The organism is Sorangium sp. So ce117, assembly GCF_051524395.1.
GTDB lineage: Bacteria > Myxococcota_A > Polyangia > Polyangiales > Polyangiaceae > Sorangium > Sorangium cellulosum_B.
Genome location: NZ_CP150309.1, coordinates 9,810,476 through 9,832,618 on the forward strand (window position 1 = coordinate 9,810,476; position 22,143 = coordinate 9,832,618).

Below are 22,143 nucleotides of genomic sequence, written 5' to 3' on the forward strand. Positions count from 1 at the left end.
CCCGTCACGATACGCACGTACAGCCAAGCGATCGCTGTACAGAGTCGCTTGACGTGCCCATGTCCGACTGATAGAGCCGCGCTCCCCGAAATGGGCTGGAGGCGCGCCGTGTTCAAGAGAGTCAGTATCTTCTCCGGCAACGCCAATTTCCCGCTTACCCAGGAAATCTGTCAGGTCCTGGAGCAACCGATGGGGAAGTCGCGCGTGTCGCGCTTCTCGGACGGCGAGACGTTCTGCGTCATCCAGGAGAACGTCCGAGGCGTCGACACCTACGTCGTGCAGCCCACCTGCTCGCCGGTCAACGACAGCGTGATGGAGCTCCTGATCATGGTCGACGCGCTCCGCCGCGCCTCGGCCGGCTCCATCACCGCGGTCATCCCCTACTACGGCTATGCCAGGCAGGACCGGAAGGTCGCGCCGCGGACGCCGATCACCTCGAAGCTCGTCGCCGACCTCATCGTCGCCGCCGGGGTGAACCGGATCGTCGCGCTCGACCTGCACGCCGGGCAGATCCAGGGGTTCTTCAACATCCCGTTCGACCACCTGTTCGCGATGCCGGCGCTGCTGGAGCACCACCTCCGCGAGCACTACGGCAAGGACGTGGTCATCGTCTCCCCGGACGCGGGCGGCGTGGAGCGGGCCCGCGCCTACTCGAAGCGCCTCCAGGGCACGCTCGCAATCATCGACAAGCGCCGCGAGCGGGCGAACGAGAGCGAGGTCATGAACATCATCGGCGAGGTGGCCGGCAAGAACTGCCTCATCCTCGACGACCTCATCGACACCGCCGGCACCCTGGTGAACGCGGCCAACGCCCTGATGAAGCAGGGCGCCAGGAGCGTCGCCGCCTGCGCCACGCACCCGGTCCTGTCCGGGCCGGCGGTCGAGCGCATCAAGGACTCGCCCCTCACCGAGGTCGTTGTGACGAACTCGATCCCGCTCTCGGACGAGGCGAGGGCCTCCGGTAAATTCAAGGTCGTCTCGGTGGCGCGGCTGCTCGCCGAGGCGATCCGCCGCATCCATCACTCGGACTCGGTGAGCTCGCTCTTCGTCTGACCGGCCGCGCGCGTTCGGCGGCGGGACGCACCGGCGACGCAGGTCGCCCGCGCCCCCTCGCCAGGACACACCAAAGAACTCACAAAAGACACAAAACGCGCCCTCCGTCGACGAAGGCTCGACTTCCTCTTCTCCGTTCTGCTATAGCGCCGCACCCTACGCCGGGGTGGAACCGCGCACCGCGGACCCCCGGATCACTTCTGGAGCCGTCGTCATGGACATCATCAAGCTCAACGCCACGAGGCGCGAGGATAGCGGCAAGAGCGCGTCGAGCCGCCTGCGCCGCGCCGGACAGATTCCCGCCATCGCCTACGGGCGCGAGCTCGCGCCGCAGTCGGTCGCCATCTCGCCGAAGGCGCTCCTTCAGGTGCTCGGCTCCGATCACGGCAAGAACTCCGTGGTCGAGCTGGCCATCGAGAACGGCCAGACGCTCACCGTCATGGTGCGCGACTACGACTACCACCCCATCTCGAGGGAGCTCGTCCACGCCGACTTCATCCAGGTGAAGCTCGACCAGCCCGTCGACGTGCACATCCCCTTCCGCTGCGTGGGCAAGCCGAAGGGCGTGGTCACCGGCGGCGTGCTCCAGCAGATCTTCCGCACGATCCCCGTGCGCTGCCTGCCGGAGAAGATCCCGTCGTTCGTCGAGATCGACGTGACCGAGCTCGACCTGGGCGACTCGTACAAGGCCAGCGGGCTGAAGCTGCCGGAGGGCGTGAAGGCGCTCCTCGCGGACGACCAGACGATCGCCGTCGTCAACGCGCCCGAGAAGGCTGGCGCCGAGGAAGAGGCGAAGCCCGCCGCTGGCGCGCCTGCCGCTGGCGCGGCCGCTGCGCCTGCCGCTGGCGCGGCCGCTCCCGCGAAGGGCGCGGCGGCCCCCGCGGGCGGCGACAAGAAGGACAAGAAGTAGTCCGGGAGCGGGCCGCCTCGCGCCTCCGCACCGCGAGGCGCGCGCGGCCCGCCCTGCCCCGCTCCTCGCCTGCCCTACCTGCCTCGCCTACCCGATTCCAGGGACTCAGCAGAACCAGCTCGTCATGCTGCTCGTGGTCGGCCTGGGGAACCCCGGCAAGGAATACGCTGCTCACCGGCACAACGTCGGCTTCATGGCCATCGACGCGCTGGCCGACGAGGTCCGGGCCGATCCGTTCCGCGAGAAGTTCTCGGGCGTCCACGCGCGGGCAGAGATCGCCGGACAGCAGGCGATCCTGCTCAAGCCGATGACCTACATGAACGAGTCGGGGCGCAGCGTGCAGCCGGCGATGGCCTTCTTCAAGGTCGCGCCCTCCGAGCTGATCGTGCTCCACGACGAGCTCGACCTGCCGTTCGGCACCGTTCGCCTCAAGGTCGGCGGCGGGCACGCGGGGCACAACGGGCTTCGCTCGATCATCTCGCACGGCGGGACGGGCAACTTCGGGCGCGTCCGCCTGGGGGTAGGACGGCCGCCGGCGGGTTTCCGGGGCGAGGTCGCGGATTACGTCCTGTCGGGGTTCGACGCCGTCGAGCGCGCGAGCCTGCCCGACTGCTTGAAGCAAGCTGTCCAAAGTGTGCTAGAAGTCGCCGCCCGCGGCTTCGAGGCCGCGATGAATGTCCGAAACACCCGGCCCAAGCCGGGCAAGAGGCAGAAGGACGAGGGGGATGGGTCGACGGATCCAGCCCCCGCCGCGAAGGAAGGGAAGGGTCCCCTCCCCCCGACGCAGAAGCCCTGATCCTCTACGGGACAGCCTGCCGAGCTCGCCGGTGCGTCGCTCGACAGGCTGTTCCTTTCCTCGCTCCGGGGCGCCGCCCCGGGGCCATTGGCCGAGAGGGAAGACTGAATGAGCCGACAGGTAACGGCGCCCGGGCGCGCCAGAGAGTACGAAACGATCTACATCCTGCGACCTGACATCGACGCCGACGGCGCCGAGCGGATCGGGTCGCGCCTCGCCGAGGTCGTCGGCCGCGAGTCGGGCCGGCTGACCAAGGTCGAGACCTGGGGGCGCCGCCGCCTCGCGTACGACATCGCCAAGCACCGCCGCGGCGTTTACGTGTACCTGAAGTACCTCGGGGGCGGGAAGGTCGTCTCCGAGATCGAGCGCAACCTGCGCCTCTCCGACGGCGTGCTGAAGTACCAGACGGTGCTCGTGCGCAACGACGTCGAGGTCGAGGGCGTCACGATCGCCGACGAGGACGTGAAGTTCGAGCGCCTCGAGCTCACGCCGCTGGAGGACGACCGCGACGATTCGCGCGAGCGCCAGCTCGGCCTGATCGAGCCGGAGCGCCGCATCGACCGGAGCTCCGAGCAGGCCCCGGCGAGCGATCTCGACGATGCCGAAGAGGCTGAGGCGGAAGGCGCCGCCGACGAGGAGGAGAGCTGAGCTATGAACGGCCGCAACAACGACATGGGCCGCAACGGCGGCGCTGACTACGACGATCGCGACTTCGGGCGCACGCCCGACCTGAACGCCGACGCCCCTGGGCGCCGCCGCACGGGCCGGAAGCGCGTCTGCCGCTACTGCGCGGACAAGGCGCTGGTCATCGACTACAAGGACCCGCAGGCGCTCAAGTACTTCATCTCGGAGCGCGGCAAGGTCGTCCCGCGCCGCATCAGCGGAAACTGCGCGCGCCACCAGCGCAAGGTGACCCTCTCGATCAAGCGCGCGCGCAACATCGCGCTCTTGCCGTTCACCGTCACGGCGTAGGAGGTCGATCATGGCAACCCACATCCATGTGGTCCTCACGGAGGACCTCCACAACGTCGGCAAGAGCGGCGAGCTCGTGAAGGTTCGCCCCGGCTTCGCCCGCAACTACCTCATCCCGCGCGGCCTCGCGGTGGGCGCCACCGCCGAGAACGTGTCCCGCATCGAGCACGAGAAGCGGGTCGCCGAGTCGCGCGCCGCCAAGACGCGCTCCGAGGCGGAGCAGCTCGCGTCCAAGCTCAACCAGGTCAAGATCAGGATCACCCGCCCGGTCGGCGAGGGCGACAAGCTGTACGGCTCGGTCACGGCGCGCGACATCGAAGAGGCGCTCGCCGCGCAGGGCTTCAGCGTCGACCGGCGCCGCATCGAGACCGACGCGATCAAGTCGCTCGGCGCCCACCCCGTCGTGATCCGCCTCGCCCCGTCCATCACGGCGTCGGTCGAGGTCACGGTCGCCGCCAAGTAGCGCAGCGCCAGGGAGCGCGGCTCGACCCGCGCTCCCGCGCTTCCCCTCCCCTCTCCAGCCGCACCCGCGCGCCCCCTTGGGCCGCGCCCCCGCGGCCCCCTTCAGCCGCGCTTCCGCCTCACCCACGCCCGCGCGACGTCGTGCCCCCGCGCCACCGCGCGCAGCATGAGCGCCGCGTCCCCCCACCGCGCTCGCTCCTCCCAGACGAGGCTCGCCAGCATCCCGGCGCAGAAGGCGTCGCCCGCGCCCGTCGGATCGTGCGGCCGCACCGGGCGCGGCGCGACGGCGCGCTCGCCCCCGGGGCCGAGCAGGAGCGTCTCCCGCGCGCCATCGGTGACGACCAGCGTCGCCTCGGGGCGGAGGCGCTCGCGGAGCGCGCGCGCCGTCGTCCCCAGCACGTCGAGATCGCCGGCGCTGCACTTCACGAGGTCCGCCTGCCCGAACAGCCGGAAGCAGCCGCGCACGCCTGCGCCGGCGTCGGAAACCGGCGCGGCGCCGGCCTCCGCGCCGGGAACGGACGCGGCGCGCTCGGCGCGCGGCCACATCCGCGGGCGCGCGTTGACGTCGACCGAGACGGCGCACCCTTCGCGGCGAGCGCTCGCGGCCGCCCGCGCGAGCGCGCCGCTCGCCCCGCGCACCGGCGCGATCCCGGTGAAGTGCACGACCCGGGTCTGCCATCGTTCCGGCAGCGCTGCAGCGAGCGCCTGCGCCTCGCTCTCGCCCTGCCTGTACCCGGCGAAGCGCGCCTCGCCGCGCTCGATCGCCACGAGCATGAGGCCTGTGCGCGCCGCGCTCAGCGAGAGCCGTCCCACGTCGATGCCGGCCGCCGCGACCTCATCCCTCAGCCCGCGCCCCATCGCGTCATCGCCCAGCGCGGCGCACAGCCCCGAGCGTATCCCGAGCCGGACGAGCGCCGTCGCGGTGTTCACCGCCCCGCCCCCCGGCACACGGCGCAGCAATTTCGCTTGCTCGAGCGGAATGCCTTCGGGCGCATAGAGATCCCACAGCGCTTCACCGACGCAGACCACCTCGGCGGGCTCAATCCTTGTATGGCGTGTTTTGTGATCCACAATGGCGGCTCCCCGCGATGGCTCACGCCGAGGCGCGAAGCGTCATCGCAGCTGAGTCAAGCGCGAAAAGAAATGCCGATGAGACCGGGGTTGCTCAATTTCCATACCGCGCCGCCGGCGGCAGCGCCTCGCCGCGAGGCCCCTCGGCAGCGACCGCCGAGGAGGCCTCCGCGAAAGCGTCCGAGCAAGCCGCCGAGCCTGCCTCCGACGATGCCTCCGACGATGGAAAAGCGCCCCCTCGACGTGGAACCTGCATTGGGATGCCGACCGCACGAACGCTCACTGCAATGCAAACAGAAACCCTTCTCAGGGCTGCCCATGTTCTGGTAGACGGAAATCGACCCTGCACCCGACGCCCCGGAGGAACGTTTCCTCTCCGGGGCGTCGCCCATTTCGGCACCTGTGGAAAAGCTCGGGGCGGGATGGGGGGAATCGGTGGGGAGGAGAAGCACGGATGATGAGAATGATGGAGCGCCGGGGCCAGCGGCCTCAGAGGATCGAGCCTCCCATCGTCGCCGGACGCGTGCCGCCGCACGACCTCGACGCCGAAGCGGCGGTGCTCTCCGCCATCCTGCTGCACCGCGACGCGCTCGATCGGGTGCTCGAGATCCTGAAAGCGGACCACTTCTACAGCGAGGCGAACAGCCGGGTCTATGAGGCCGCGCAGGAGCTCGCGGCCGCCGGCACGCCCATCGACATCGTCTCGGTCGCGTCGTGGCTGCGCGACCGGGAGCGCCTTGCGCAGGTGGGCGGCGCGGCGTACCTCGCCCAGCTCGCGGACGCGACGCCCGCGGTCGCGCACGTCGCGGCGCACGCGCGGGTCGTCTACGAGAAATGGCGCGTGCGGCAGCTCATCGCCACGTGCCAGCGCGTCGCGGCCGAGGGGTACGGCGACGTCGGCGTGGTGCAGGAGTACATCGACGGCGCGGAGCAGGCGGTCTACCAGCTCGCGCGCACGCCCCAGGGGACGGCGACCCAGCCGATCGCCCAGGTGCTCAAGGCCGCGTTCGAGCAGATCACCGCCGCCGCCGAGCGCGGCGACCGGATCACCGGCATCTCGACCGGGTACGAGAAGCTCGACGCCAAGACGGCCGGCCTGCACGACGGCGACCTCTCGATCATCGCCGCCCGCCCCGGCATGGGCAAGACGTCCTTCGTCCTCAACCTCGCCGTGAACGTGGCGTCGCCGCGCACCGTGAGCTCCCCGGGGCCCGACCAGTCGGGGCACGGCGTCGAGCGGCACGATCCCGGCTTCGGCGCCGCCGTCTTCTCGCTCGAGATGCCCCGCGAGCAGCTCGCGACACGTATGGTCTGCAGCGAGGGCCGCGTCGACGTCGGCAAGCTCCGCCAGGGCTTCCTGCAGCCCGACGACTGGCGCCGCCTGACGGAGGCCGCCTCGTTCCTGTCCACCCTGCCCATCTGGATCGACGACACGCCGGCCATCTCCCTCCTCGAGCTGCGCGCCAAGGTGCGGCGCATCCAGGCCGAGTACGACCGGCCGCCCAGCGACGGCAATTCGGGGCGGCGCATCGGGCTCATCGTCATCGACTACCTGCAGCTCATGAAGGGGCGGGACGGCGTGAGCAGCCGCGAGCAGGAGATCAGCGAGATCTCCCGCGGGCTCAAGCAGCTCGCGAAGGAGCTCAAGCTGGCGGTCATCGCGCTCTCCCAGCTGAACCGCGCCGTCGAGACCCGGACCACCAAGGACAAGCGCCCTCAGCTGTCGGACCTCCGCGAGTCGGGCGCGATCGAGCAGGACGCCGACAACATCATCTTCATTTACCGCGACGAGTACTACAACCCGGAGACGACCAACCACAAAGGCATCGCCGAGCTCATCGTCGCCAAGCAGCGCAACGGGCCGACGGGCAAGGTGCTCACGCGGTTCACCTCCTCGTGCACCCGGTTCGACAACCTCGCGCCCGGCGACTACCCGGAGATGGCGGACGACGAGTAGGCTGCGACGCACGACATGTCCGCCTGGTATGTCCCTGCCCTCCTCGCCGCGCTCTGCATGGCCGGTCACTACCTGATGCTGCGCGCGGCGGCAGGCCGGATCGGAGACGCCCTTGGCGCGCTGTGCCTCGAGGGCACCGCGGCCGTCGGGATCCTCATCTTCCTCCTCATCCGCCCTGGCACGGAGACGCCGCCGTCGGCCCAGGGGGTGCTCTGGGCCTGCGCCGCCGGCCTGTGCATCAGCGGCGTCGCGACGCTCACCTTCATGGCGCTCCGCATCGGCGGTCCGGTGACCGCGACGGGGCCCATCGTGTTCGCCGGCGGCATCACGATCGCCGCGCTCTTCGCGCCGCTGCTCTTCGGCGAGGTGTTCACCGCGCGCCGGGCGCTCGGCGTCGGCCTGGGGCTCGCCGCCCTCTTCGTCCTCGCCACCGAGCGCACCTGACCCAAGGCGCGCCGCGGCCGCGCATCGGAGTCGGAAGAGGATCGATGACCCGCTCGCCCGAGTGCCCCCGCACTTCCAGAAGCCCCGCGGGGCGCGCGGCGCGCCGCGCCCTCCGCTCGGCGCGCCTCTTCGCGCTCGCGCTCGCTTCCGCGACCTGCGCGCCGCCCGTGCAGGGCGGCAGCGTCGTCGTGTCCTCCGGCGCTGTCGAGCGCCTCGGCATGCTTTGCAGGTGGGGCCGCGGCGGCGCGGAGCAGGGCGATCTCTGCCCGAGGGACGGCGGCGCCGCGCAGCCGGCGCGCGTCCGGCGGATCACGGGGCCCGCGGACGCGCTCTCCGGTCCGCTCGCGGCGGGGCGGCCCGGCGACTACGTGCTCGAGAACGACGAGATCGCCGTGGTCGTCGATCAGCCCGGCCCCGGGGCTGGCCTCGCCGAGAGCGGCGGCAACCTCGTCGACGCGGCGGACGCGCGGGCGCGCCGCGACGAGCTCGGGCAGATCGTCACGCGGCTCGGCGCGCCACCGCGGCAGGTGATCTACCGCGACATCACGACGGGCGGCGGCGAGGACGGCGCCGCCTGGATCGAGGCGCGCGGCGAGGTGCGCGGGCGGGATCTCACCGGCGGCGCGCTCTCCGTCACCACCCGCTACACGCTCGGGCCGCGCGACCGGGCGGTCATGATCACGACGTCGCTCCGGAACGACGGCGACCGCCCGGCCGAGGCGCTCGACCTCGGCGACGTCGTCCACTGGGGCGCTGCGGAGCACGCCGCGCCCGGCGTGGCGCCGGGGCTCCGCGGCGAGCACGAGGCGCCGTACCTGGCGGGCGTCGGGGCCGGCGTCGCGTACGCGCTCGCCCCGGTGGACGGCGCGGCGGTCCGTGCGCGGAGCGGCGAAGGCTTCAGCGACGTGACGTTCGCTCGGCAGGCCGCGCTGCCGCCCGGCGGGCGCGCCGCGTACCAGCGGATCCTCGCGATCGCGCCGCGCGGCGACTCGCTCGCCGTCGAGACGGAGCTCTTCTTTCTGGGCGGCGGCGCGCCCGGCGGCGTCGCGCTCGAGCTCGTGGACGGCCGCGGCGCGCCGCTCCCGCCCCTCGCCGGCAAGGCGACGCTGACGCCGATCGCCGAGGACGGCGCCGCGCCGCCCGCCGCCGCGCTCGATTTGTGGTTGCGGACGGGCGACAGCGCGCCGCTCGCCGCCGAGGTGCCGCCCGGCCTCTACCTCGTCGGCTTCGAAGGGAGCGGCCGCCGCGCGCTGGGGGGCGCGCGGATCCGGATCCGCGCCGGCGAGATCGCCCCCGCGCGGCTCACGCTCTCCGGCGCCGGCCGGCTTTACCTCGGGGTGCACGAGGGCGGCGCCTCCGCGCCCGCCGCGGACCCCGATCCCCTCGGTCCGCTCGCGCCGGCGAAGGTCGGCCTCTTCGACGCCGCGACCGGCGAGGCCCTCTCGCCGCCCCGGCTCGCGCTCATGGGCGAGCTCGATGTCGCCCTTCCCCCTGGGCGAGTCCGGGTCGTCGCCTCGCGCGGGCCCGAGTACGCGCTCGCCGAGGCGACGGTCGACATCGCGGACGGCGGAACGTCGCGGCTCGATCTCACGCTGGAGCGGGTGGTCGACACGTCGGGCTACATCGCCTGCGACCTCCGGCAGCACACGGCGCGGAGCGCCGACGCCGGCGTCTCCTCGGCCGCGCGGCTCGTCTGGAACGCGGCGGAAGGCGTGGAGTGCGCGGTGGCGAGCGAGCACAACCTCGCCTCGGATCTCCAGCGGGACGTCGCTGCCCTGCGGCTCGAGGCGCGGCTGCGCGCGCTCCCGGGCGTGGAGCTCACGAGCGGCCGGAGCGGCGCCGGGCTCGGGAGCCTCAGCGTGTTCCCGCTCGGCGGGGAGGCGGCCGCGCCCCGCGAGGGCGCGCTGCGGTGGGTCGACGAGACCGCGAGCGAGATCCTCCGCGAGGTGCGCGCGCTGCCCGGCGAGCGCGTCGTCCAGGTGAGCCGGCAGCACGGCGGCGGCTCACCGCTGCACGGATCCGGGGCTCCGCAGATCGCGCCGGATCCGGGCCCGAGCCTGCTCGCGCAGATCGTCGGGGCCGGCGCCGATGCCGTCGAGGTCTGGACAGGGCGCGACGCGGCCGCGCGGGACCGCGCGCTCGAGGAGCTCTGGGCGTTGCTCCGCGCGTCCCACCCGGTCACGCCGACGGCGACCAGCGACAGCCACGGGCTGCGCGGCGCGGAGGCGGGTTATCCGCGCACCTACGTCGCCGTGGCCGACGATGATCCGGGCCGGCTCGACGTGGCCGATCTCGTCGCGGGCCTGCGGCGCCGTCGGGACGTCGTGATCACGAACGGCCCGTTCGTGACGATGCGCCTCGGCGACACCCGCCAGGGCGGCGTCACGTCGCCGCGGCGCGGATCCCGCGGTGGGCCGCTGTCGCTCTCGATCCGCGTCGAGCGCGCCCCGTGGGTCGACGCGCGCGAGCTCCACGTGCTCGTCGGCGGCGTCGCGAGCGGCGCGCCGATCCCGCTGGAAGGCGCGCGCACGACGCCCGCGGGCGCGCTCCTCGACGAGATCACGATCCCCATCGTCCTCGGAGCCGGCGGCGGGCGACGACCGCCGCGGCCCGACGCCCGCGCCGGCGCAGCGCGGGTCGACCGCGGGCCCGGGCAGAGCGCGCACGGCGCGATCTCCGTCGCCGAGGACACCTTCGTCGTCGCGATCGTCCGGGGGCGGCGCCCGCTCGAGCCGGTGCTCGCGGGGGACCCGGGCGAGATCCTCCCGTTCGCGATGACGGCGCCGCTCTGGATCGACGCCGACGGCGACGGCCGCTCCCTGGGCCGCGCCGCAGCGCCGTGAGCGCGGCGAGCTCCGTGGCGCGCCGAGCACGGCAGCGCAGCCCCGCATGAAGAGGGCAGCACGTGTTGCCGCAAGCTGGCCGGCGCCTGACCCGGCTGTGCGGCATTACGTGTAGCCGTCGAGCTTTGCTTTTAAATCGTCCTTGGCGCGCGAAAGAAGCGAGCGAAGAGGATTTCAACGCAAAGACGCAAAGGCGCAAAGACGCAAAGACGTATGAAGTTTGTTCTTTTTTGCGGCTTTGCGTCTTTGCGACTTTGCGTTAAATCTCTCGCTGGATCCCTCGCCGGACTCCTGGTGAGTGGAACCAGTACGACCAGAGGACCGGTGGCTGGCGCTCCAGGACGACGCGAGCTGCCCACCCTTCCGATACGAGCGCACCGACGGTGCCATTGGATCTGTACGATTGATACGGCGCCCTTGGTGCGTGCACGTCGAGAAAAGACCTGTACCCAAGGTCACGACCAGCGCCGGCGCTCGTTTGCGGGTGGTGCCCTAATTTGCCCCGAAGTGCCCTAGTTTGATTCCGGACCTTCGATAAGCGGCTAAGTTCGGCCGGAAGTAGTGCAGCCCGCGGCGATTGGCGTCGCCCGGGCTGCGTGGCCGAACCCCGTTACCCGGAGTCCGACGATGCAGTTGTACTTGATCCCGCCCGACGGCGGGCAAGGCGAACGTGCGCCCGCGCGCCGTCGCCGAACCGCCCCCTGTCTCTCACTCACACCTACCCAGCGCAAGCGCCTCCGGGCGGCACTGAAAAACCTCAGGTCCGCCTATGGCAGCTGGGAATGCCTTGCCGAGGTCATGGGCATGTCGCCCGTGACCCTCCAGGGCATCGCTGGCGGTCGCGACGCGGGCTCCCCCGGGACCGTGCAGCGTGCCGCGAAGGCGGCAGGTGTCACCGTCGAGCAGCTCCTCGGCGGGCTCGCTGCGGCGGACCGCTGCCCAATCTGCGGGAGATCCGGGTGAAGCGCCCGCGGAAGGGGGCCGGACGCCCGCCTGCCGCGCGACACCCGAAGAAGAAGCCGAGCGTCGAGGCGATCCTTGCCGAGCGCTCGACCATCATGGCGGTCATCGTCGCCAGCGGCGTGCCCGCTCGCGATCGCGCCGATGTCTTCCAGAACGTCGTCATGGGCGCGTGGAGCTCGATCAAGCGAGGCCTCTACCGCCCGGCGCCCCGGGACGACCCGCGCAAGGCCCTGCGCGGCTACCTCTATGCGGTCGCGAGGCACCTCTCCATGCATCACGTCAACAGCGCGTGGGCGCGGCGCGCCGTGCTGACCGAGCAGCCGCTCGGCATGCTCCGCGAGCTCGTCGGGCCAGACCTGGAGGCTCAGGTCGCCGCGCGCGAGGTGCTGGAGGCCGTGGCCAGCCTGCCGGACTGGCAACGCGAGGCGTTGCTCATCGTCGATGCGCCCGAGGCGCTCACCGCGTGGGCGAAGGCCCGCCGCATGAACCCGAGCACGGCAGCGTCCCGGCTCAGGATCGCCCGCGAGGCGCTGGCGCTGAAGCTGCGCCGGTGGCGCCGGTGAGCGACCTGACCAAGCGGAGGCGCATCCGCTGGCGACGTTGCAACCGGTTACAACATTGACACCTGGAGAAACATGGATCCACCACCAAGTGTGAAGGGACGACGTTGCAGACCTGCAACCAGGCGACCCAGAACAGAAAGCCCCGCCACGAGAACCGTGGCGGGGCTCCTGCCCCCATCCGCGCCCCTGGCGGGGCGTCTTTCAGTCAGGACTCAGCGCGAACCAAGTAGCCCAGCCGGTTACGCCCCGGCGGTCCCTTCGTTTCGCAGCCTCACCCGGAGGACGAAGCACCGCTTGCCGTACTGCCACGCGAAGACCCGGCGACCCAGGCCCTTGTGGAAGTAAGACGCGACGCAAATGTCCTCGTACCCCTCGGGGCACGGCCCGACCGGTTCCTTGTGTGCCATCGTCAGCCACTTCTGACGCCCGACTCAAAGCATTCGGAACCGTTGACGATCGTCCACCCGCATGACACGGTTGGCTTGCATCGCTCGCTAGGGCTCCTTAACGGGCTCGGGCGTCTTGTAAACCCGGGAGACCGGCCGTCGGGGGGTGAGATACCCGGCGGTCCGGCTCCTGCTTTCTTGAGTTTTACTGGATAATTCCGCCCTCCCCGTGCGGAACGGCGCCGTTTGCCACCTTCGCATCGGCACACTGCGCGGACTTGTAGCGCCCGCGTCCAACTCTGACGATCTCGAGGTTGTCCGCCATGCGCGCGAGCGTCGACCTGACCGAGGTCGGCTTGTAGTCGCCGCCGAGGCGCTCGATGATCTCTTCTGCGGAGAACTCGGTCCCTGGCTCCGCGGCCAGGAGGTCAGCGACAGCCTTCGCCATGGAGCCAGCGTGCTGCCTGCCGGAACCTTCGGGCGGGTCGGGCGGACCTTCGCCTCGCAGCAGCGCATCGAGTTCGGCCTCGTTCGCCTTGAGCCGATCGCGGATCTCCCCCTGGAGAACTCGGTCCGCCTGGATCATGGCGCCAAGCTGAATCACGCGGTCGCGACGATTCATGTATTGCACCCTAGCGTCACGCACTTCGTTTCCACGCAACTTTGCTAGCCCGCGGCCGAGCTCGACGCAAGGAACGCGACACCACAAAACGCACGACCTCGGAAATAACACGCAACGTGCAACGTTGCATCGATTGTTATTGACTTTGCTCTCGATCTATGGAAGCCAGCGCCTCTACTCGTCGAAGAGGCTCAGTTGCACCATCCTGCGCGGTGCGGGCGGAGGTTCGGGCTCTGGCTCCGGCGAAGCGCCTGAGGGCGCGATCGGCGCCACGGGAGGCGGCTGAGGGGCGGAGGGGGCTGACGGAGCGGACCCGCCCGGAAGCACCCTGAGCCAGCCACGGCCAGCGGGGAGCTCTCTCGCGGGCCCCGCCGGCTTGGGGATGGCGAGCGGCTGCGGCTCCGGCTTCTCGCCCGCGGGCTCGGTCAGTGCGGCGACCATGAGCTGCTCCAGGGTCCACACGGTGTCCGTGATGCCAGCGGCCATCGCTGGGGTGACCCTCATGTTCCGCGGGATGTGGCAGAGGTTCACGTTGACGTAGTGCAAGGCGACCGCCGCGCGGTGCCGCGTGAGCTTCTTGCTGAACGCGAGCGTCCTGCGCCGGAGCCGCGCGTTCCACTGTCGCGCCGTGAGGTTCGACCTCTCGATCGCGTAGTTCGTGGCCTTCGCGGGGTCGGGCGTCCCGAATACGGCGCGCTTCTGGATGAAGTCGACGCCGCGCTCGACCGCGAACTTCTCCGACGTCCCTGGCCTCCCAGGGCGGGACGAGAAGTTCTTGACGGTCTGCATGTACGGCACGGCGCGCCCGAAGTTCGCGGCGATCGGCTGCGCGTAGAGTCCGAGCCCGTCGGTGGTGATCTGCGGCATGACCGCGAGCCGCGCGCGCACATCCTCGACGAGGGCATCGGCGCTCTCCTGGTCGCGCTTTCCCACGTGCCACGCGACGATGAGCTTGCTGGTGCGGCAGATCGCGGCCCAGGTCCACTGCTCCCCGCTGGTCGCGGGGTCGTGCTTCGTGGGGTCGACGTGGATCTGGCGACGGGAGACCCAGGAGTGCATCTCGTCGAGATCCACGAGCGGGGACGTCAGATCGCGCACCAGCCGGTCATGCAGCCGCGCGCAACCCTCCCCGATCACCTGTCCGAACCGGCCGATGGTGTCCTGATGGACGCCGGTCATGCGCGACGCCGCGCGGATGCTGGTGCCGTTCACGAGCGCGGCGAGCACCTCTAGCCGCCGCTCTGCCTGGAGCACGTTCGCCATGGGCCTTGCACCTCTCCGGACGCGAGCCCATGATCGCAGTGCGTCGTGCGACGGGTGGGCCACCATCCGGCGTTCCGCAGCCCCGCTTCGGGTACCAGCCGAGGCGGGGCGCTTTGCCTGTGCAAGTGAGTATAGCCTCTGTTTCCCGCGTCTCCAGCGCGGTAGGACATACGGTGTCACGGCCTCAGCGCCGGATCCAGCGGCAAACGTAGGCGTTTCGAGTCGGTCAAGTGGAGCGGGTGCGCCGCGTGACGCGCCTCGTCCTATAGGCGACTGGACGCCTTGGCGGGCATCGGAGAGATGCAAGCCCGACGTAGATCGCCTCAACTCGTGGTACAGTTGGCCCCATGAGCCGGGTCGACGCACGCCTTCGAGAGATGCAGTTCCTTGCACGGCTAGAGCGCGACGGGTCGCAACCATATCAGGAGCGATATACTGGGACACCGGAACAACAGATGATCGTGTCGCTGCTTGAAGCTGGTTGCCTAAATGATGGGCTCGAGCACGCGGCGCGAGTAGCGTCTATGGACCCGGCGATGGCGCTGCCATCGAAGCAAGACTATGTCACATGGATAATCACTGATTTTCTGCGTGGGGCAAAGGTCGCTTTGAGCATCGGCCATAAGGGTCGCGTACGCCTGTCCGAGCTCGCGCAGCAGCTCCGAACTGGACGTGACCGCGATGAAACTGGCCTCCTCTGGGCCAAGCGTCACCTCGAGACAGACCTCGCCATTGCACTCCTGTCGGCAAGCAGTGATGCGCCACTGTCGGTCGCCTTCCTCGACATGAACGGGCTGGGATCGATCAACAACACCCACGGGCACGCGGCGGGCGATGAGGCGATCCGCGCGTTCTTTCAGGCCACGGTGTCGACAATCGCGCAGCACGGCGAAGCGTACCGCAATGGCGGAGACGAGGTCGTCGTCATCTTGCCAAGTACCACCGATGAGCAGGCCAGCAAGCTCCTCGACGTGTTTGTGCGGCAACTAGGCAAGGATGTGCTGCGACTCGGCGAAAGCGGGGACGAATTGGCACTGACGGCCTCGTGTGGGAGTGTCAGCGCCACGGACCCAGCCGAGAATGCCGAGGCGCTCCTCAAACGCGCGGACAAGGTGCAGTACCGCTCGAAGCACAAGTCGAAGGAGCAAGACCCGCGCGTGAGCGCCATCGCCGTCGGCGACGGCGACGTGATCACCTACGCGCCCGGCGTGGTGTAAGGTGAGTGGCTGGGGTCGCACCGATGGCGTCGGTCCGGATTGCCCGGGTGCCCCAATTTGAATGGCCGTCTGCCCTAATTAGGGCACCACCCGTTTGCGAGGCCGCCGATAGGTAACGACCTATCGCGGAGGATCTTTTCGGCCCCGGAGACAGGTCCCGATCTCAAGAAATGAATCTTTTCATACAAGTGGCCAGGTCGCGACCAGGCCATGGGCTCGCGAGCAGCCTCCGCGCCAGATCGCGGCCTCGCCGTCGGCTCGCGAGCAGCCTCCGCGCCAGATCGCGGCCTCGCCGTCGGTTCGCAAGCAGCCTCCGCGCCAGATCGCGGCCTCGCCGTCGGCTCGCGAGCAGCCTCCGCGCCAGATCGCGGCCTCGCCCTAGGTTCGCGAGCAGCCTCCGCGCCAGATCGCGACCTCGCGGGGGCATCCAAACGAGCGGCCGGAGGGGATCGCTTTTCGTTTGCCTCCCGCGCGCCCGGGCAACATGGACCGCGGCGCATGCGAACCGAGCGGCTCGCCGCTGACGCGGCATCCATCGCACGGGCCGCCGAGATCCTCCGCCGCGGAGGGCTCGTCGCCTTCCCCACGGAGACCGTGTACGGCCTCGGCGCGCGCGCCGACGACGCGCGCGCGGCGCGGGGCATCTTCGAGGCGAAGGGGAGGCCGCCCGGCAACCCGCTGATCGTCCACGTCCCCGATGTCGCGTCCGCCCGCGCCCTCGCGGACGGCTGGCCGCCGGACGCGGAGCGGCTCGCGCAGGCCATGTGGCCAGGGCCCCTCACCCTGATCGTCGCGCGCCGGCCCGACCGCGTCGCCGACGTGGTCGCCGCCGGCGGGCCGACGGTCGCGATCCGCATCCCCGTCCACCCGGTCGCGCGCGCCCTGCTCGACGCGGTCGGGCTGCCGATCGCCGCGCCGAGCGCCAACCGCTCCACCGAGATCTCGCCGACCACGGCCGAGCACGTCGAGAAGAGCCTCGACGGGCGCATCGACGCGATCCTCGACGGCGGGCCGACCGCCGTCGGCATCGAGTCCACCATCGTCGACGTCACGCACTCGCCGGCGCGGGTGCTCCGCCCGGGGCACGTCACGGCCGAGGCGATCGCCGCGCTCGTGCCGCTCCAGACGGCCGCCGGGCTGATCACCGCCCCGGCCGAGCGCGCCCCGTCCCCGGGGACCCACGCGCGCCATTACGCCCCCCGCGCGCAGGTCGCGCTGGTCCCCGCCCAGGCCGTCCGCGGCGAGCTCGATCGCGCCGCGCAGGCCGGGTCGCGCGCCGGCGCCGTCGAGCACGGCAGCCGCACCGCGACCGGGCCGCACGCCGAGCTCCTTCCAGGAGATCCCGCCGGCTACGCCGCGGCGCTCTACGCCGCATTGCACCGGCTCGAGGACGCCGGCTGCGACGTGATCGTCATCGCCGCCGTCCCCGAGGATCCCGCGTGGGACGCGGTGCGCGACAGGCTGACGCGCGCCTCCGCGACGCCTTAAGCGCACGCCGCCACGCTCAGGGCACGAAGCCCGCCCATCGGGTCACCAACGTGAACGTGAACGTTTACGTGGTCGTGAACGTGGTCGTGGTCGTTCACGGCCTACCGTTGACGACCACGACCACGACCACGACCACGTAAACGACCACGTAAACGTAAACGACCACGTAAACGTAAACGTTCGGATGTAGGAGAACGCGGCGCGAAGCTTGGTTAACGCCTGGGGTCCTCCCCCGGCGGGTGGGTTTTCATCCCCCGAGCTGGCGGTTTGTGGCAAATCAGGGTCGCCCTCCCGCTGGGTGAGCTACCTTCCTCGCTCGACTCGCGTCCCCTCGTCGATCCCATGCCGGCAACGTCCCGCGCCGCCGTCCATACCCTCGCGACCGCCCTCGGCCTCGCTGCGTCGCTCGTCGCCGCCCCCCAGCGCGCCGGCGCCAGCCTGCTCGACGAGCCGCCGAAGCGCGCGAGCTTCAACCTGAACGAGACGGTCGCGCCGGAGCTGCCGCTCCTCCGCGCCTTCCACAACGCCGCCGTCGAGCGCCCCGGACCGTTCCGGCTCTACCTGAACAGCGCCTACGGGAAATGGCGGCAGCAGCCGTGGTGGCAGCTCGCCTGGGGCGGCGCGCGGCCGGACGCCGCGGACGCGCTCGGCGAGCACGCGCTCGCCTCCCCTGCCCTCGGCTCCACGGCGTTCGCGAGCGCCTGGTCCCCCTTCACCCCCTTCGATCCGCCCGGCACCCTCCGCCTCGATCCGGCCGCGCCGGCGTGGTTCCGCCAGCTCGATCCGATCCTCAGCCCTCCGGTGCTCGCGACCACGGGGCCGAGCCTCTCCTCGAACGGCTTCGATCTGCTCTGGGATCCGCCGAAGAAGCAGCCGCTCGACTGGCGTTGCCGCAGGAGCCCTGTCCAGTTCGCCCGGTACGGCGGCCAGCACGACGCCTTCGAGCTCGTGCGCTGCGACGGCTCCGTCGCGCCCGGCGCGCTGGATCGCCTGTCGATCATGGCACGTCCGCCCGACGCGCCCGACCCGGGCGCAGAGCTCCCCGACGAGCCCGACGCCGACACCTGGCAGCGGGCGCTCGAGTGGGTGCCCCAGGTCCGCCTCGTCCACCCGCGCCTGCTCTGGCTGCTCCAGCAGATCGCCGACGCCTTCCCGCGCCGCGGGATCCACATCTTCAGCGGGTACCGGCCGCGGCCGGCGGGCGACGCGCCGGCCACGCGCAGGCCGACCTCCGGCACCCACCACAGCCAGCACGCCGAGGGGCGCGCCATGGACATCCTCGTGATGGGCGTCCCGAACACCGCGCTGTTTCAGTTCTGCCGCACGCTCGACGACGTGGGCTGCGGGTTCTACCCGAACAGCAAGTTCGTCCATGTCGACGTGCGCCGCCCGGGCGCCGGGCACGTCTTCTGGATCGACATCTCCGGCCCCGGCGAGCCGTCGGAATACGTCGACTCCTGGCCCGGCGTCGTCGAGAGCGGCGGGCTCTCCTGGGGAAGCGCGCAGGGAGCGCGCTCCGGCGGGGCCACGCCTCGCTGACGTCGCCTCCCCGCGGTCGCCCTCGCACCTCGCACCTCCACCCGCGCGACCGGCCGCTCCGCCGCGCGCTCCCGTTCCGGATGATGGCGCGCGCCTCGGGGCGCGGTGACTTGCCTCCCCGAGATCGGTGTTAAGCTTGGCGTCTTCCCCCTGGGCGCGCGACGCGAGACGGGGGCGGAGCTCGGCGAGCCGAGATCTGTCCCCCGCACCTCCGGCGGCCAAGGCCGCCCCGCGGTCGCCCTGGAGAAAAAGGGTGCGAAATGGGCGAGTTGCGGACAGGGATGGTTGAGAAGATCGCGGCGATGCAGGACTTCGCGCTCTACCGCGATCTCGCGTGGGAGGGCACGTTCGAAGAGTACCTCCAGATCGTGCGCCAGAACCCGCAGGTGACGCGCAACGCGTTCCAGCGGGCGTACGACATGATCATCCGCTACGGCATCGAGGAGTACACGGACAACAAGAAGAAGCTCATCCGGTACAACTTCTTCAAGGACGAGATGCACGGCGGCGCCGACGCCGTGTACGGGCTCGACATCCCGCTGATGCGGCTCGTCCACGTGCTCCGGGCGGCCTCCGAGGGATACGGCCCGGAGAAGCGCGTCATCCTGCTGCACGGCCCGGTCGGCTCGTCGAAGTCGACGATCGCCCGGCTCCTCAAGAAGGGCATCGAGCACTACTCGACGACCCCCGACGGCGCGCTCTACACGTTCGACTGGGTGAACCTCGACGACGTCGGCATGGCCGGGACGGAGAGCGCCCGCTTCAAGTGCCCGATGCACGAGGAGCCGCTGCGCCTCGTCCCGCCGGCGTGGCGCGACCGCGCGTTCCGCGAGCTCGGCCTCTCGAGCGCGCAGCACCACGTCCGCACCGAGGGCGATCTCGACCCCGCGTGCCGCTTCATCTTCAACCGCCTGATGGACAAGTACGGCGGCGACTGGTCGAAGGTGATGCAGCACGTGCGCGTGCGCCGCCTCGTGCTCAGCGAGAAGGACCGCGTCGGCATCGGCACCTTCCAGCCGAAGGACGAGAAGAACCAGGACTCGACCGAGCTCACCGGCGACATCAACTACCGCAAGATCGCGGAGTACGGCTCGGACTCGGACCCGCGCGCCTTCAACTTCGACGGCGAGTTCAACATCGCGAACCGCGGCATCGTCGAGTTCATCGAGGTGCTGAAGCTCGACGTCGCGTTCCTCTACGACCTGCTCGGCGCGTCGCAGGAGCACAAGATCAAGCCGAAGAAGTTCGCCCAGACGGACGTCGACGAGGTGATCATCGGCCACACCAACGAGGCCGAGTACAAGAAGCTCCTGAACAACGAGTTCATGGAGGCCCTCCGCGACCGCACGATCAAGATCGATATCCCCTACATCACGAAGGTGTCGGAGGAGATCCGGATCTACGAGAAGGACTTCAACAAGGAGAAGATCCGCGGCAAGCACATCGCCCCGCACACGCTCGAGGTCGCCGCGATGTGGGCCGCGCTCACCCGGCTCGAGGACCCGAAGAAGCACAACCTCTCGCTCGTCCAGAAGATGAAGCTCTACGACGGCAAGGTCCTGCCCGGCTACACGCAGGACACCGTGAAGGAGCTCCGCAAGGAGGCGTCGCGCGAGGGCATGGAGGGCATCAGCCCCCGCTACGTGCAGGACAAGATCTCGAACGCGCTCGTCAACGACCTCGGCGAGGGGACGATCAACCCCTTCATGGTCATGAGCGAGCTCGAGAAGGGCCTCCGGCACCACTCGCTCATCACGAACGACGAGCAGCGCAAGCGCTTCACCGAGTGCATCGGCATGGTGAAGCGCGAGTACGAGGAGATCGTCAAGAACGAGGTGCAGCGGGCGATCAGCGCGGACGAGGACGCGATCCAGAAGCTCGCGGCGAACTACATCGACTCGATCAAGGCCTACACCCTGAAGGAGAAGGTGAAGGACCGCTTCACCCGCGAGGACGTCGAGCCCGACGAGCGGCTGATGCGCTCGATCGAGGAGAAGATCGACATCCCCGAGAACCGCAAGGACGACTTCCGCCGCGAGATCATGAACTACATCGGCGCGCTCGCGGTCGACGGCAAGAAGTTCGAGTGGCACACGAACGACCGGCTGCGCCGCGCCCTCGAGCTCAAGCTGTTCGAGGATCAGAAGGACGCGATCAAGCTCCAGACCCTCGTGTCGAGCGTCATCGACAAGGAGACGCAGGAGAAGATCGACATCATCAAGACCCGGATGATCAAGTACTTCGGGTACAACGAGGTCTCGGCGCGCGACGTGCTCGACTACGTCGCCAGCATCTACGCGCGCGGCGACACGAAGTGATCCGGCGCGGGGGCGCGGCGGCGCTGCTGCAGCGCGCGCCGCGCCGCTCGCCCTCGCCCCCCAAGCTCAGCCTTCGCGCCTGACCTTCGCGAGCTCGCGCTCCCCGTCCCGCCGGAGCTTCGCGAGCTCGCGCTCCAGCGTCGCGACCTCGCGCTCCAGCGAGGCGACCGTGCGCTTGAGGTCGCGGACCTCCTCGACAGACGCCAGGCCCATCGCCTTGGCGAACGTCTCCTTCTGCTCCGAGGTGAACGAGGAGACCCGGCCGGGCACGCTCATCGCCGTCATGAACAGCCGCATGAACCGCTCGTCCTGCATCAGCTTCGCCACGTTCGGGTTCGCGGCGAGCTTCATGCCCTCGGTGACCAGTCTGTCCTTCAGCGCCATGCGCGCAGCGTAGCCGACTTTCGCGCGGGCGCGTCAGCCCACCTCGACCAGCACCGCCGTGATGTTGTCCCGCCCCCCGCGCCGATTCGCGAGGTCGATGAAGAGGTCGACCGCCGCGTCGCCGCCCTTCGAGGCGATGCTCGCGACCTCCTCCTCGGCGTGGAGATACCCGTGCAGCCCGTCGGAGCAGAGCAGGTATCGATCGCCCTCCTCCACGGCGACGATCGAGGTGTCGACCTCGACGTAGTCCCGGTTGCCGACCGCGCGCGTGATCACGTTGCGGTGGGGCGAGCTCTTGGCCTCGTCCACGGAGATGAGGCCGTTCTTGATCTGCCACGCGATCAGCGTGTGATCCTCGGTCATCTGCACCGCGGTCCCGTTGCGGACCTGGTAGATGCGGCTGTCGCCCACCTGGCCGGTCACGAGCGCGCCGCCGACGATGAGCGCCGCGCTGATCGTCGTGCCCATGCCGCTCTTGTCGCGATCGAGCTCGGCGATCGCGAAGACCATGTACGTCGCCGCCTGGATCGCGCCCTCGAGGATGCGCAGCACGGCGCGCGCCTTGGGCTGCGTCAGCGGCTCGTTCGGATCGCCGATGGCGGGCAGGCCCCGCTTCACCATGCCGTAGATCGTCTCGACCGCCTCGGCGCTCGCGACCTCGCCGGCCGCGTGCCCGCCCATGCCGTCCGCGACGATGTAGAGACGGAGCTCGTCGTCCCGGAAGAACGCATCCTCATTGGCGCGCCGGTGGCGCCCGACATCGGTGCGGCCAAATGATTGGATCCTCATCGAGCTTGCCCGGTCCTTCGCTTGCCGTCCCGTGAGGAAATCCCCGAGGCGCTGGCGCGACTGTCGCACGATAAACTTCTTAAGCGGGGCCTGTCGAGTGGTC

Annotated in this window: 20 protein-coding genes; 14 read left to right on the forward strand and 6 right to left on the reverse strand. The window is 70.3% G+C overall.

Translation table 11 applies throughout. The annotated features are described in order from the left end of the window. Nucleotides 1-90: 90 nt before the first annotated feature. From WMF46_RS36795 to rplI, 6 genes are all read left to right on the forward strand, one after another. Nucleotides 91-1,053, forward strand: coding sequence for a ribose-phosphate pyrophosphokinase (locus WMF46_RS36795; protein WP_437764627.1), 963 nt, complete (start codon nucleotides 91-93; stop codon nucleotides 1,051-1,053). A gap of 214 nt (nucleotides 1,054-1,267) precedes the next feature. After that, complete coding sequence (locus WMF46_RS36800) at nucleotides 1,268-1,963, forward strand: 50S ribosomal protein L25/general stress protein Ctc (protein WP_437981486.1); 696 nt, start codon at nucleotides 1,268-1,270, stop codon at nucleotides 1,961-1,963. Between the two features lie 124 nt (nucleotides 1,964-2,087). Continuing rightward, nucleotides 2,088-2,759 carry an aminoacyl-tRNA hydrolase gene (gene pth / locus WMF46_RS36805; RefSeq protein WP_437981487.1) on the forward strand — a complete coding sequence of 224 codons (672 nt, stop codon included), beginning with the start codon at nucleotides 2,088-2,090 and terminating at the stop codon, nucleotides 2,757-2,759. Nucleotides 2,760-2,867: 108 nt separating this feature from the next. Further along, on the forward strand, nucleotides 2,868-3,407 hold the full coding sequence (gene rpsF / locus WMF46_RS36810; RefSeq protein ID WP_437974357.1) for a 30S ribosomal protein S6: 540 nt from the start codon (nucleotides 2,868-2,870) through the stop codon (nucleotides 3,405-3,407). 3 nt (nucleotides 3,408-3,410) lie between these two features. Continuing rightward, nucleotides 3,411-3,731, forward strand: a complete 321-nt coding sequence (gene rpsR / locus WMF46_RS36815) for a 30S ribosomal protein S18 (protein ID WP_012239546.1) — start codon at nucleotides 3,411-3,413, stop codon at nucleotides 3,729-3,731. Nucleotides 3,732-3,741: 10 nt separating this feature from the next. After that, on the forward strand, nucleotides 3,742-4,194 hold the full coding sequence (rplI, locus tag WMF46_RS36820; protein ID WP_437981488.1) for a 50S ribosomal protein L9: 453 nt from the start codon (nucleotides 3,742-3,744) through the stop codon (nucleotides 4,192-4,194). A 101-nt stretch (nucleotides 4,195-4,295) separates the two neighbouring features. Here the strand turns inward: rplI and WMF46_RS36825 are convergent, their stop codons facing one another. Next, entirely contained in the window at nucleotides 4,296-5,222 is a 927-nt protein-coding gene (locus WMF46_RS36825; protein ID WP_437981489.1) for a PfkB family carbohydrate kinase, read from the reverse strand. 496 nt (nucleotides 5,223-5,718) lie between these two features. On the opposite strand from WMF46_RS36825, the gene dnaB reads away from it, so the two are divergent. From dnaB to WMF46_RS36845, 4 genes are all read left to right on the forward strand, one after another. After that, the gene (gene dnaB, locus WMF46_RS36830) at nucleotides 5,719-7,221 is read left to right on the forward strand and encodes a replicative DNA helicase (RefSeq protein WP_437981490.1); all 1,503 of its coding nucleotides are present in this window, start codon (nucleotides 5,719-5,721) and stop codon (nucleotides 7,219-7,221) included. A 15-nt stretch (nucleotides 7,222-7,236) separates the two neighbouring features. Next, on the forward strand, nucleotides 7,237-7,665 hold the full coding sequence (locus WMF46_RS36835; protein WP_437981491.1) for a hypothetical protein: 429 nt from the start codon (nucleotides 7,237-7,239) through the stop codon (nucleotides 7,663-7,665). A gap of 44 nt (nucleotides 7,666-7,709) precedes the next feature. Beyond that, nucleotides 7,710-10,508, forward strand: coding sequence for a hypothetical protein (locus tag WMF46_RS36840; RefSeq protein WP_437981492.1), 2,799 nt, complete (start codon nucleotides 7,710-7,712; stop codon nucleotides 10,506-10,508). A 959-nt stretch (nucleotides 10,509-11,467) separates the two neighbouring features. After that, nucleotides 11,468-12,034, forward strand: a complete 567-nt coding sequence (locus tag WMF46_RS36845; protein WP_437981493.1) for an RNA polymerase sigma factor — start codon at nucleotides 11,468-11,470, stop codon at nucleotides 12,032-12,034. Nucleotides 12,035-12,273: 239 nt separating this feature from the next. On the opposite strand, the gene WMF46_RS36850 is transcribed toward WMF46_RS36845, so the two are convergent. The 3 genes from WMF46_RS36850 to WMF46_RS36860 form a co-directional block, all read right to left on the reverse strand. After that, the gene (locus WMF46_RS36850; protein WP_437981494.1) at nucleotides 12,274-12,441 is read right to left on the reverse strand and encodes a hypothetical protein; all 168 of its coding nucleotides are present in this window, start codon (nucleotides 12,439-12,441) and stop codon (nucleotides 12,274-12,276) included. 184 nt (nucleotides 12,442-12,625) lie between these two features. Continuing rightward, nucleotides 12,626-13,042 carry a hypothetical protein gene (locus WMF46_RS36855; RefSeq protein WP_437981495.1) on the reverse strand — a complete coding sequence of 139 codons (417 nt, stop codon included), beginning with the start codon at nucleotides 13,040-13,042 and terminating at the stop codon, nucleotides 12,626-12,628. Nucleotides 13,043-13,216: 174 nt separating this feature from the next. Then, nucleotides 13,217-14,305, reverse strand: coding sequence for an IS1 family transposase (locus WMF46_RS36860; RefSeq protein ID WP_437981496.1), 1,089 nt, complete (start codon nucleotides 14,303-14,305; stop codon nucleotides 13,217-13,219). A 455-nt stretch (nucleotides 14,306-14,760) separates the two neighbouring features. Here WMF46_RS36860 and WMF46_RS36865 point away from each other — a divergent pair, with 455 nt between their 5' ends. The 4 genes from WMF46_RS36865 to WMF46_RS36880 all read left to right on the forward strand — a co-directional run bounded on the left by WMF46_RS36865 (nucleotide 14,761) and on the right by WMF46_RS36880 (nucleotide 20,867). Then, the gene (locus WMF46_RS36865) at nucleotides 14,761-15,522 is read left to right on the forward strand and encodes a GGDEF domain-containing protein (RefSeq protein ID WP_437981497.1); all 762 of its coding nucleotides are present in this window, start codon (nucleotides 14,761-14,763) and stop codon (nucleotides 15,520-15,522) included. Between the two features lie 498 nt (nucleotides 15,523-16,020). Next, nucleotides 16,021-17,010: an L-threonylcarbamoyladenylate synthase gene (locus tag WMF46_RS36870; protein ID WP_437981498.1), complete on the forward strand. Its 990-nt coding sequence runs from the start codon at nucleotides 16,021-16,023 to the stop codon at nucleotides 17,008-17,010. 342 nt (nucleotides 17,011-17,352) lie between these two features. Continuing rightward, complete coding sequence (locus tag WMF46_RS36875; RefSeq protein WP_437981499.1) at nucleotides 17,353-18,549, forward strand: YcbK family protein; 1,197 nt, start codon at nucleotides 17,353-17,355, stop codon at nucleotides 18,547-18,549. Between the two features lie 260 nt (nucleotides 18,550-18,809). Continuing rightward, nucleotides 18,810-20,867 (forward strand): PrkA family serine protein kinase, encoded by a 2,058-nt coding sequence (locus tag WMF46_RS36880; protein ID WP_272104360.1) that lies wholly within the window; start codon nucleotides 18,810-18,812, stop codon nucleotides 20,865-20,867. Nucleotides 20,868-20,933: 66 nt separating this feature from the next. Here the strand turns inward: WMF46_RS36880 and WMF46_RS36885 are convergent, their stop codons facing one another. Next, nucleotides 20,934-21,251: a hypothetical protein gene (locus tag WMF46_RS36885; RefSeq protein ID WP_437981500.1), complete on the reverse strand. Its 318-nt coding sequence runs from the start codon at nucleotides 21,249-21,251 to the stop codon at nucleotides 20,934-20,936. A gap of 33 nt (nucleotides 21,252-21,284) precedes the next feature. Next, complete coding sequence (locus WMF46_RS36890; RefSeq protein ID WP_437764615.1) at nucleotides 21,285-22,040, reverse strand: PP2C family protein-serine/threonine phosphatase; 756 nt, start codon at nucleotides 22,038-22,040, stop codon at nucleotides 21,285-21,287. Between the last annotated feature and the right edge of the window lie 103 nt (nucleotides 22,041-22,143).